This window comes from Dapis hubbardiae BLCC-M172 (assembly GCF_050016015.1).
Lineage (GTDB): Bacteria > Cyanobacteriota > Cyanobacteriia > Cyanobacteriales > Microcoleaceae > Trichodesmium.
Window position 1 is genome coordinate 26,524 of sequence record NZ_JBNHEQ010000243.1, and the last position, 12,497, is coordinate 39,020.

Annotated in this window: 5 protein-coding genes; all 5 read left to right on the forward strand. The window is 43.5% G+C overall.

Annotated elements, in window-relative coordinates; translation table 11 throughout:
* Window positions 1-1,424 (forward strand): S8 family peptidase (locus ACP6PK_RS22350; RefSeq protein ID WP_426562785.1); only part of this gene is annotated, 1,424 nt, incomplete at its 5' end.
* 27 nt (window positions 1,425-1,451) lie between these two features.
* Entirely contained in the window at window positions 1,452-10,856 is a 9,405-nt protein-coding gene (locus tag ACP6PK_RS22355; protein ID WP_426562787.1) for a hypothetical protein, read from the forward strand.
* A gap of 235 nt (window positions 10,857-11,091) precedes the next feature.
* Complete coding sequence (locus tag ACP6PK_RS22360; RefSeq protein WP_426562789.1) at window positions 11,092-11,229, forward strand: hypothetical protein; 138 nt, start codon at window positions 11,092-11,094, stop codon at window positions 11,227-11,229.
* A gap of 164 nt (window positions 11,230-11,393) precedes the next feature.
* Entirely contained in the window at window positions 11,394-11,636 is a 243-nt protein-coding gene (locus tag ACP6PK_RS22365) for a hypothetical protein (protein ID WP_426562791.1), read from the forward strand.
* Window positions 11,637-11,811: 175 nt separating this feature from the next.
* Window positions 11,812-12,372 (forward strand): transposase, encoded by a 561-nt coding sequence (locus ACP6PK_RS22370; protein WP_426562793.1) that lies wholly within the window; start codon window positions 11,812-11,814, stop codon window positions 12,370-12,372.
* The last annotated feature ends 125 nt before the right edge of the window (window positions 12,373-12,497 follow it).

Below are 12,497 nucleotides of genomic sequence, written 5' to 3' on the forward strand. Positions count from 1 at the left end.
GTGAACTTCTCAATATCAACTTAGAAAATAACCAACTATCTATAGAAGCACTACCCAAAACAGGGGAAAGTCAAATTACAATTCAGGCAACGACAGAAGCAGGAGGTGTGGCAACTCATACCTTTAATGTTATTAATAATTCTGTCCCGCCACCTCCTACTTTAGTTAATACTATTTCCGACATTACTTTAACACCGGAAATATCCTCTCAAACTATAGATATTTCTGAGGTATTTGCTACTACAGATGGGGAAAAACTGAAATATGAAGCCATAAGTAGCAATGGTGAACTTCTCAATATCAACTTAGAAAATAACCAACTATCTATAGAAGCACTACCGAAAACTGGAGAAAGTCAAATTACTATTCAGGCGACTACTGAAACTGGAGGTTTTGCAGCTCATACTTTTAATGTTTTCAATAATTATGTTGCGCCTGAGTCTGTGGCAACTATTAATTCTGGTTTAACTGAGTTACAAAATGCTATTGATGCTAACCCCGATGACTTATTAGCTAGTTTGGATAACGATGCAGCACAAGTAGCTTTGGAAACTTTAGCGACTGAGTTAGAATCTAATTTTGATAATATTTTCCATGCTATCCAACAACCAGAAAGTTTAGCAAAAGCAGGGGTGTCTCCTGAAGCAGTTGCTACCTTGGAAAAACTTTTGGCAAGTGAGGAAGTAGGGGGTGCTTTAGGTTTGCCGACTTCTGTGGAGTCTGCTTTGGCAAATGAAGATTTTCGGATTTGGGATAAATATTTAATTAATGCTACGGAAGCTGCTTCTATTCTTTTGCCTGATGCGCCTCAAACTTCTGTGGCATTTTTGGATTTTGCGGATGGACATGGGGAAAATGTGACGGAAGTATTTGAGTCTGTTAACCCTAATGCTGAATATCAACGTTTATCTATTAATAATGGTAACTGGGCGGAACGGTTAATACAATATGTGGATAACTTGAAAGCTAGTGGAGAAGAGCGAGGTATTGCCAACCTCAGTTTTGATTTGACTCAGGTGGATGAGTCAGGAAAGGTGACAACTCGCTATGAGTTGACGGAAGCGGAACAATTAGCAATTCAATATGCACGGGATAATAATGTTTTGTTGGTTGCTGCTTCTGGTAATACTGGTGGAGATATGTCTGCTTTGGGTAAAGCTGCGGAAAAGTTTGACAATATTATTACTGTGGGAGCAGTGAATAAGTTAGAGGAGGTGGCGGACTATTCTAGTCGGGGCGATACTTTGACTTTGGTTGCTCCTGGGGGGCAGTATGAAAATGATCCGAATGCTTTTGTGGGTACTTCCAGGGCGACTTCTTATGTGACTGGTGCTGCGTCTCTAGTTTGGGCAGCTAACCTAGAGTTGAGTTATCAGCAAGTGAAGGAGTTGTTGACTCTAACTGCTAAAGATTTGGGTGATTAAGGTTGGGATGCTGAGACTGGTGCTGGTTTGTTGGATGTGACTGAGGCGGTTTTGATGGCTGGTTTAGTGGCACCGGAGGCGGTGGTTAAGTTTGGGGATGTGGATATTTCGGCGTTTACTGGAGCGGGTAGGGTAGATGTTGATGTTCGAGCAGCGTCGCCGGAAACTGAAGCTGCAATTCAGGATTTGACGGATACTCAGAATCAGTTATTTGAGCAATGGCAAGTTTTGAGAGATTTGGGTAATCCTGATGTGACTTTGGAGGAGTTACAGAATGAGATTGCTTCTAGGAAGTCGGAGGCGTTGGATAATTATCGGGATGTTGATACTGCTGCTGCGATAAGTTTGGTGAAAAATCAAGAGTCGGTGACTGCTTTGGGTTTGGCAAGGGAGCATTATCAGATTGAGTTGAGTCGGTTGGAGGGTGTATTGGAGCGTCAGGGAGACTTGCAGGATGGGTTAGTTGCTTTGACTGGGGAGCGGGATGATTTGGTTGTTGCTAATGCTGAACAGTTGAGGGTGTTGGAGGAGGCGATCGCTCGGACGGAAAAAGAATTGGATGATGGATCGGCAGTCAAAGAGGAGATAGCCAAACTGGAACAACAGGCAAAAGCTTATCGGGATAGAATTGCACCGCTAAAAGCACAGGCAGATAACTATTCTGCTCAAGCTAAGAATTTTCTTCAACAATATCATCAGCACTTACAAACAGCACACAACTATCGTGGAACTCGCAATAAATGTGGAAGGTGGACTGGGGATATTGTCAAGTACAGTTATTATCAAGGTCTTGCAAATCAAGCAAAACAAAAGGCAAATCGAGCTTCCGAACAGGCAGCAGTTGCTTTAAGAAATTATCACGAAGATGAACAGCTAGCACTACAACTAGAACAGCAAGCCGAGGCATTGCGCAACTATGCCAAAGCACAGGCCAGTAACGCTCAAAATTTATCGCAACTAGAAGACGGTTCCCAGAACATCAGCAAACTTATAGAATTATTGAAACAGAAAGCAGCACAACAAACCCAAATTGCAGAAAAATACTGGCAGCAAACGGCAGCAGCAGAAAAACGACGCCTACATTATCAACTTACTGCTAACTGGCATAACTCTATGATTAATCGATGGGAAGTTATTGGTTATCGTCACACAGGTTTTTCCGGTTGGGCAGGTTTTTTCCGTTGGAATCGTACCCCAATTCACGGTTGGCGCAAGTATCCAGAACACATCGCCCCTCGTAACCAAGCCAAACAACAGGCCCGTAATGCCGAAGCAGAACGTCGCACTTTTGAACAATGGGCGCGACAGGCACAAACTGAGGCAAATGCTTTGAACCAACAGGCAACCGCATTAGCCCAACGACTGGGAGATTGGCCACAACTAAAGCGGGGCATCGAATATGAAATTAATGCTAAAGAACAGCAGTTACAAGCTGAGAAGGATTTACTTGCATTGCCAACTCCAGTCCAACAGCAACAGTTAGAAGCTCTAGATTTGAAGATTAATCAAACAAAAGACGAACTGCAAAAACTGGAAACTGAGGAATTGCCGGAACAGCAGCAAAAAGCCGATGCTACTGAGGAACGGCTGCAAAAAACTCAAGAGGAAGTAGAGGAAAATCAAACTCAGCGCAGTCAAACTCAAACAGATTTGCAAAATTTCCTAGAAACTTACGGTTATTTACTGCCATATCAGGAACGTCGGGCAGCAGTGCAAAAACAGATTCAACAGTTAACGGAAGAAATAACTATTGTCCAACAGTTATTATTGCAACTGCAAACTGAGGTAGCTAATAATCCTAATAATAATCTAACCAGTCAGTTAGAATCTACCAAAAATTATCTAGAGCAGATAGAGCAACAGTTGGCTTATGCAAAGGTGCAAGAGGAACAACTAAATCTTTCTGCTCCTGACTCTCCAGAACGTTTGGCTATTGGTAATTTGATTGATGATTTGGCAAAACGACAACAGAATTTGCCAGAAACCAATACGTTACCTTTACAGGAATATATTGACTTTTTGCGTGGGGTAGAAAATCGCAATAATAATTTGTTGAATGGGTTTGACGACTTGGAAGAGCGTTTGACGGCTGCCCAAACTCAACAAACTGCTGCGGATGAGACTTTGCAGCGACTTCAGGGAGAATATCGCGATTTAGGTTTGGAAAAAGCGGATATTGAAGCTGAGAAGTTGATGCCTAGTCAAATTCAAGCTTTGCAAGCAGATATTGATCCGCACCAGGAAATTTTAGATGGTTATCGCCAGCAGATTAGTGATGCTCATGCTGTGGCGAGTAATTTTGAGCGACTACGGCAAAAGCATCAAGGTTATGCAAATCGGTGGAACAGTAAAATTCGTGTTTTTAATACGACTAGCTATCTAGCTCACAATCCAGATGTTGCTCGTTCAGTACGTCAGCGTTATGGAGGGATGCCTAGTGCATGGTATCATTATTGGCGATATGGACGCCGCGAAGGACGTTTAGCCAATCCTGGAGCATTGGTTAAACGCAATGCTGCACAAGCAGTAGCTAATAATTATGCCAAACAACGGAATGTAGCTACTGTACAAGCACAACACCTTGAGGCTAGTTTGCAACCAAACATTTATGCTACTCAGGCAACTATTGCTGCTATCGAAAGCAAGCAGCAAATTTTCAAAGATATCCAAAAAAATATTCAACCTAACGCTACTTTAGAGGAAGCGATCGCTCTCAAAGATTCCCAACTCAATAACACAAAAACGGCAATTAGTCAAACCCAAGATACGATTAATTCCCTCGAAAATGATTTAGCTGCCACCAAGCAAGCTAAGTCTGATAAAGAGGCAGAAATTGTTGGGCAAGAGGGGGCAATAACTCAAACCCAAACCGAAATTGCCACTACTGAAGATAAAATAACCGCCAAACAGGGAGAAATTAACCAAGAGCAGTCGGTGTTGCAAGGTTATCACAACCAAATAAACCAAGCAAACGCCGTTACTAATAATTTCGAGCAACAGCGACAGTATCATCAAAATAGTGCAAATTATTGGAACGGTCAAATTCATACTTGGGGTGTGACTGGCTATCGCCAGGATAAGTCTGGCAATAAAGAAGCAGTCTATGGTTGGATATATAACCCCCAAGCAAAAGCGAACCGAGATGCTCACCTTGTTGCTGCCAACAGTACCACTCAACAGCGCAACTTAGCTGCCCAACAAGCACAACAACTCGCCACTAACTTGCAACCGCAAATAGAGGCCAAACAAGAAAATATTGCCGGACTGCAAGAGGAAAAGCAAACTATAGCAGCAGAGAAACAAAACCTGCAAACTCAGTTAAGCAACCAACAGCAAGAGTTACAAAATCTGCAATCTGAACTAGGACAAATTGAGCAAAATATCGGCAATATTGAGTCTGATATTGCCACTAATGAGGAAAAGCTAGAAGAGCTAGATGCTCAACTACTGAAAGAAAGCTCAGACAAAATCTATCTCCAGGATACTTTAGCAGAAATAGACCAACGTATTGCAGATAAAGAGGCAGAAATCTCAGACAAATATGAGGAAATAGAACTGACAGAGAAATACGCCCGCCATGTTAATGCTGAAGTCGATCGCCTAGAAAGCCGCCTCGAGTTAATTAACCAAGCAGATGCTCTGGAAACCGAATATCAAAACCAACAAGATAATTGGCAAAATGCTTTAGATAATCAAATAGCTGCTACTGAAGAATTTTTAGCAACTCGCAAAGCAGGGGAAGATGAACGAAAACAACTGTTATCCTTACAATCTCAGCTAGCAGATACTCAAACTCAACTTGCCACCGCTCAACAGCAACAAGCGCAACTCATAACAGAGGTACAAACTGCCAAAAAAGATTTACAGTTGACTCAACTGCAACTCCGCAACCAGCACTTGCAGTTACAAAGTTTAAATGCTCAAGACCCATCCCTGTACAGTGCTGAAGCTTATTACTACAACCAAGCTCAACACCATCGGGCGCGGATGTGGTATTCCAACGGTCGCCAGTATGTATATCACCACGGTCACGCAGCAGCATATCGCGCTAATTTGCAGAAAGCGTCACGGTTGGCACAGCAGCGTAACGAGAATTGGTCTAAGAGACAGGAAGCTCACAAGAAAATTCAGGAGTTAAACCAGGCGATCGCTACTCAAAGAGCAAATGTGGCTAGTAAAGAGCAGGAGTTGGCAAAAGTTACTCCAGAGGTGGCTAATTTAACTGCCAAAGCAGCAGAAATCGAAAGTCAAATCCCCCCTCTAGTTACTGCTATAGAACCTCTGCAACAGGCAGAAAATGAAAAATTAGCAGACTTCCAAAATGCTGTTGGGCAAACAGAAACAGCATCGGTAGAATTAGCTCAAACTACTAAGGAGCAAGCAGCAGCTTTGAATCATCTGATTAGCTTTGGGGTTTTGGGTACTGAATCTGATGTGGATTTCTTCGCGACTCAGGTGGAGCCAAAGGTTAATGAGTTTATTCAACAGTTGCAAGACCGCAGTCAGGATTTGGGTTCCCAAGCTGATACTTTGGGAAGTTTGATAGCAGACTGGCAACAGGAGTTAGACAATACTACAGATGAGGTCAGTCGTCAAGCGCTAACAGATTTAATTACCGAAACTATTGGCCAACAGAAAAATCTATTGCAACGTCAACAGGAGAATCAGGAAATAGTAACGGAATTGAGCGATCGCCTGACGGCAGCTACTGCATCTCTAGAAAATCTCCGAGAACAGCAGGAGTTGGAAATTCGGGAACAACTCAATAGTAATGATGAGCGGTTAGAGGCGCTAAACCGTCAATTAGAGACTGAGACAGCAGCAGAAAAAGCGGTTAATGAGGATACGGTGTTAGCTTATGCTCAACTAAATGACCAAGTACGGGCAGATTTGACTGCAAGTGCGACTCAGTGGGTAAGTCAATTGCAAGAGGGGCATCAGCAAACTCAGGAAATTGGAGAAAGTCAGCAAAATCTGTCTCAGTCCGTTGATGATTTGATTCAGTATATAGACCATAATTTGGCTGAGGTGGATGGGGAGCGCGACCGGAATTTAGAAGATTTGCGAGATGCTATTACTACCTTGGGTGTTGTTGCGCCTCGTCGCGATGAGTTAGCAGCAGGGGAAACTAGCTTAAAGCAGGAAATTGAGAAGTTGAAACAGTGGATAGAGCAGGATGCGAAGTTGTGGGAGGAAATTGCGCCTATTGCAGAACGTTATGGTGCTGAGTATCAACAGTTAGCAAGGTATCCGCAGCAATATAATGCTAAATTACAACACGATCTGGGTATAGCAAGACAAAACGAAGCACAACGCCTTCAACATCAACAGAATGCTAACTACTGGAACGGTCAGATTTATCAGTTTAACGAACAAATATACTTACAGAATTATCCTGATGTTCGCCTTCATGTGTCGCGAGGATGGCTTGACAGCGGTTGGGAACACTATGTAAAGTGGGGCCGTAAGGCAGGAAGACTTCCTAACCCACAGGCAAAAATTAACCGCGACAGGGAGCAAGCAGCAGCCAATGCAGCAGAAAAAAGACGCGATGCAGCAAACCAGCTACCGACTGCAAATGCCTACCGCGAGGCATTTTTAAGTCAAGTTCCCAACAACGGTAGTGCCATTAAGGTCTTGCAAGCCGAAACCAAAGAAGAAAGCAACAAATACAGTTCACGAATAGCCCAACTAAAAGCAGAAGAAGCCCAAAACAACGCGCAAGCCTCTGCTGCACTAGCTCAAGCTGACTGGTACGAAAGACGAGGCGCTTACCACTGGCAACGCAGTCGCAAAAACGGTCCCACTTGGCAAGAATGGCGCAAAACTTGGAAACGTGGCAGGTCTGGGAAGAAAAAAGAACATTGGGTACTCCTTACCCATGTTGACCACGACTGGATAATCTGGGATACCTACACAAAATACGCCCAACAACTCCGCCAACAAGCGGTCAATCAATTAGTGGCCACCGACAGGCAATCCCAACAACAAGACCGTTTGCAACCTCTAGCAGAACAGTGGGCAGATGCTCAGAATGCTACCAACGCTGCCGAAGCACCAATTACTGCCAGTCGTAACCTGGTGGAAGTATTGGAAACTGCCCGCGAACAAATGCCCGCAGCTCAGGAACAGTTGCAACTGCTGGAAGACTTGTTGCCAGAAATTGAACAAAAACTGGCAGAAGCTCAGAAGGAAGCGGACGACTACAATGCTAAAGTTTTGGCGGAGTGGGAAGAGCATGACGAAAATGCGACAGAATATATCAATACTGTTGAAGACATATTAGAACGTCGTGGCGAACTGAACAAACAATCCCAGGAGTTGCAAAACCAACTGGCAGATACGGAAAAATGGGTGGAACAACAAACTGTGGCTTTGGATGTAGAAACCGAGCAAGTAGATAATTTGCGTCAACAGTTGATAGGTGATGGGGAGGCATTGGCAGAAAAAATCGCTGTGGGAACGGGTAATGATTTAACCGAGTTGCAGACTAAACAAGCACAACTCCAGGATGCTCTGGCACTCCTAGACAATAAAGCTACCGTTTTGCAACAACAGCAAGCAGCTTTTAGTCAAAAACGCACCCTCCTAACCGCAGAAAACGAAGTTATTCTGGCAGAACAGCGGTTATTAGATGCCTACCTAACAACCCCCGACAGCGACTTAGAGCAACTACGGGAACAACTAGCAGATGCCCGCGCTGCCCTAGCCGAAGCCCAACGTTTGGCAGAACAAGCAGAAGCCAGCAGTCAGGCATTAACCGCTCCTTTACAGGAAGTGCAAAACGACTTGTTGGCACAAAATGACGAACATTTAAAAGCTGCTAAGGAACACCAGGAGGTACTCAAGGAACTGTTAGAGGCAACAGAACTAAATGCCAACTACACCTTAGAAGCTGCCAAAAAACAACAGCAAGTCAACGACTTAGAGTTCCAAATCTTGCAACGGTTGCAGGATGTAACGGCAGCGGGCAACGAGGAGGCAAAACATTTATTAGAAGTTGCCACTCACAACGACATTGCTAGTGCTGCTCAAATCTATTATCGTGATTACAGCGACCTCGCAAGTGATAAGCGGAGTAGTTCTGCTGGCGGTTTGGCAAAACCAGAAGACAGAATTTTGGCAGACCGTTACTACCGGGAAATGTTAACCCATCGCCAGTTACAGCACCGGGCGCAAGCTCAAGCTAATCATTTCCGACGGATAAAAGATACCGCTCAAGGACAAATGGATGCTTTAAGTCGGCAACAGGAAACTGCTGCTCAGATACTCCAGGATATTAATAATAAGATTGCCGAAACCCAAGAGCTGCGGGAAGCCAAAGAACAGGAAGTAGCAGTTGCCCAAGCGCGGTTAGATGGTATTAGTCGTATCCGCCAACAAACGGAACAAACTTTTGTGCAGTTAGTCAGTTTAGAACAACTGAACCTAGCTCAAGCTCAGTTAGAACAACAAATTGCAGCCCAACGGCAGTCAGAGATAGAGGAGGAAGTGGCACGGCGCATCGAACGGGAACAAATCGAAATTGAACGTCAACGTTTAGAGGCGCGGGCGAAGTTGGAACAGTTGGAGCAGTTGCAAGCAGAGGAAGATTTGCGACAAGCGGTAAATCAGGTGCGGGTTGATGTTGGTTTGAATGAGGTAGCTGGTGGTAGTGATTCGGCTCAGTTGCAGTCTCAGATGGCATCGTTGTTGGGGCAATTGCAGAATTTGGAGCAGCAACAGCCTGATTTACCTGATGATGTGAAGGCGTTGTTGGCAGATGCTCAAGGGGACTTGCAAGATGCCCTGGAAGGTAAAGTGCAAGAGGTTGCTAAAGACAATTTGAGTTCGGTTCTGGGAACACTAATTCTACAAGGCAATAGCCATCGCGCCGAAATTAATAAAATTATTGAGGAAGAACGCCGAGATGCCACTTTACTCGAACAAGCACAAGATGATTTACATGGAGCAACCAAAGCATTTGTAGAGGAATTGGATGAAGCAAAACTACTGCAAGGGGAACGACAAATCCTGACTCCATTAGCAATGGAATCTCTGCTCAAAGTCGCCCACGCTAAGAATGCGGTCAATATTTCTAAAGAACTGGCAGCGGCATCCTATGAAATCATCAAAGAAATCCTGGATTACCGCAAAGAAGAACGGAAAGCCCGCAAAAAGGCTTTTTGGGCTAGCTTGGTGAATATCGCTCAAATTGTTCTAAGTGTAATTGGTATAATTTTCCCTCCTGCAAAACCTTTCACTACTATAATTAATGTAGCGATAGGCGCTATTTGGGCAGCAGTTAACGGCGATTGGTTGGGTGCAATTTTTAACGTAGTTACAGGAGTAGCAAGCTTTGCTAGCGGTATGTTAGGAGAATTTATTAAAAAAGCAGGCGCGTGCGTTTGCGTCCTCGGAACCAGCATTGCTAAAACTACTTTAGAAGCAATCAAGCGCACTATTGATGGTTTTAAAGCGCTAGCCAACGGAGCTTATAAGGGTATCCTGGCAATTAAATCTGGCGATGATATTGCAGGCGTCCTAACCATTCTTCAGGGTTTGGCAGAAGCAGTTACTACTGGTATAAATGGCTCGCAGTTTAAGGCAGAATTTCTGAAGTTACCCGAAGGCAAACAACTTTTGACAGTTGTTGATGCTTTGAAAACTGCCCCGACCGCAATTTTAGGTGCCGTTCGGGCGATCGAAAATGGAGACCTTTTCTCTGGCATCAACACTATTCTAGCTCAAGCTTTATCTCTGGGTCAGAACTTAACTAGCGGAGTCGCTAATTCCTTGTTTGGCGTTCTGGGTCAAGTTAATCAAGCTGCGGGTGTCGTAGTTGATAAGTTCATTAACAAAGGAGGATTTTTCGGTTGGCTAGAAGGTATCGGTCAAATTGGCGGTATTTTCAGCAGTCTACCTCAAACGTTAAAACCAGCGGTTGACGATCTAAAAGACTGTAAGTGTCCTACCAAACTTGCAGGAATTGTTGGCAAGGTATTTGATGCCGCTAAATTAGAAAAATTTGCCCACAAAACGGGCGCATTTGCTAACGCGGTTGAAAATACGGCTTTCTCTACTCTGGCTATTTCCACTGTAATTGAAGGTGCAACGAAAGACTTAAAGTCATTTTTCAAGAGTTTAGATAACGCCAAAGATTATCTCAAAGAAGGGTTTGGCAACGATATCAAACGGATGAAAGCAGACGAAAATAGCGCTTACAACAAGCTCAAAAAACAATTTGATGCTATTGCCGATCAACTAGAGGAAGCAGGTGAAGATGTAATTTCCTTAGATTTAGGTTCTGCTTATCGTCGCCTGAAAAAAGTTGTTGAATCTGCCTTTAGTAGCCAAACCCTAAAACCTTTAGAGAATACATTAAAAGAATTCCTTCATACCTTTGAGCCACTTGTCTTTGAATTTGACCATGTGAATCTCAAATACCCCTAAGATGAAAGAGGAGGAAAAGTAACCATAGTTATTTAATTAACGTCCTATTAAAAGGCGATCGCCCCTTTCCAAAAAAAAAGAGCGATCGCCTACCCAATATATCATGGGCGAATGGCCATTCGCCCCTACAGATACCAACCATTCCACGGAAATATGCGATCGGGGATAGCTCCCATCCCCATTAACCAACCCATACCAAAATACCAATCAAAAACAACAGCCAAATCTCAAATATATGCAAAAATTCCCAACTCCAACCACCAACCCTCAACTCAAAGAAATAACTGCCCAAACTCGCCAGGGATTAGAAAAAAATTACGGCGAACAATTAGAGCAAATAGTTCTCTTTGGGTTGCGATGTAGCTACCGCTAGGCTTCACCGACGCTTATTCTTCATCAAAAATATGCTAACATTAAATCATCCTTAATATCCCTAAAAAATCTTACCAAAATGAAAGATCGTCAGATATAAATAGAGGATTGACTTAATCAAAAAATAACGATTGGTACGGGCTTTCTGGCATTCGCCCCCCACAGATGCCAATTATTCCAGAGAAATATGGAAGAGGCGGTCGTTGCCTGTGGCCAAACCAACCCCAAAACCATTGCCTCTCCAATACATCTGGTATGGGCGAATGCCAGAAAGCCCCTACGGATATTAATTGTTTCACAGAAATATGGAAGAGGTGGTCGTTGCCTGTGGCCAAACCAACCCAAAAACCATTGCCTCTTCAATACATCTGGTATGGGCGAATGCCAGAAAGCCCCTACGGGTATTAATTATTTTCGATAAATATGGTGTAGGCGACGCTCCCTGTGTCCAAAGCAACCCCAAAACCATTGCCTACCAAATAATCATGTAAGGGCGAATGGTATTCGCCCCCCACAGATACCAATCATCCCAATCAAACAAAAATCTGATAAAATAGGAAAAAAAACAAGAAATATCAACCTTATGTCCTACGATCCTCAAAAACATCATCGGCGATCGCTTCGTCTCAAAGGTTATGACTATTCAAAAGCTGGAGCCTATTTTATCACCATTTGCACTTACAACCGTCAGACTCTATTTGGAGAAATTATTGACGGCAAAATGCAGTTAAATCAATTAGGTGAGGTAGTTGCTGAGGAATGGGAGCGATCGGCACAAATGCGTCAAGAAATAGAATTAGATTATTCGGTAATCATGCCGAATCATTTACATGGTATTGTTATCATTAATAACGTAGGGGCGAATGACAATGTAGGGGCGAACGGCCGTTCGCCCCTACGGATGAAATCTCGATCAATATCATCATTAATGGCAGGATTCAAATCTGCTGTCACTAAACGAATTAATCGCATTCCCTATCATGGCGAACAATTAACTACACCAGTTCCTGTGTGGCAACGCAATTATTACGAGCATATTATCAGAAATGAAACATCATTAAATCAACTCCGACAATACATAATAGAAAATCCTTTAAAATGGGAAATAGATCAATTACATCCTAATAATCCTTCAAAATGGTAATCACAATGACCATAAATATTGCCTACCAAAAACCATGTAGGGGCTTTCTGGCATTCGCCCTCTACCGATACCAATCATGGCACAGAAATATGTCAGAGGCGTTGGCGCAGCAAATGCGGTAGCTA

What these genes read in the sequence shown, in the direction of transcription:
- ACP6PK_RS22370 (WP_426562793.1), top strand. Translation starts at nt 11,812, where the DNA reads ATGTCCTACGATCCTCAAAAACATCATCGGCGATCGCTTCGTCTCAAA.
- ACP6PK_RS22365 (WP_426562791.1), top strand. Translation starts at nt 11,394, where the DNA reads ATGCCAATTATTCCAGAGAAATATGGAAGAGGCGGTCGTTGCCTGTGG.
- ACP6PK_RS22360 (WP_426562789.1), top strand. Translation starts at nt 11,092, where the DNA reads ATGCAAAAATTCCCAACTCCAACCACCAACCCTCAACTCAAAGAAATA.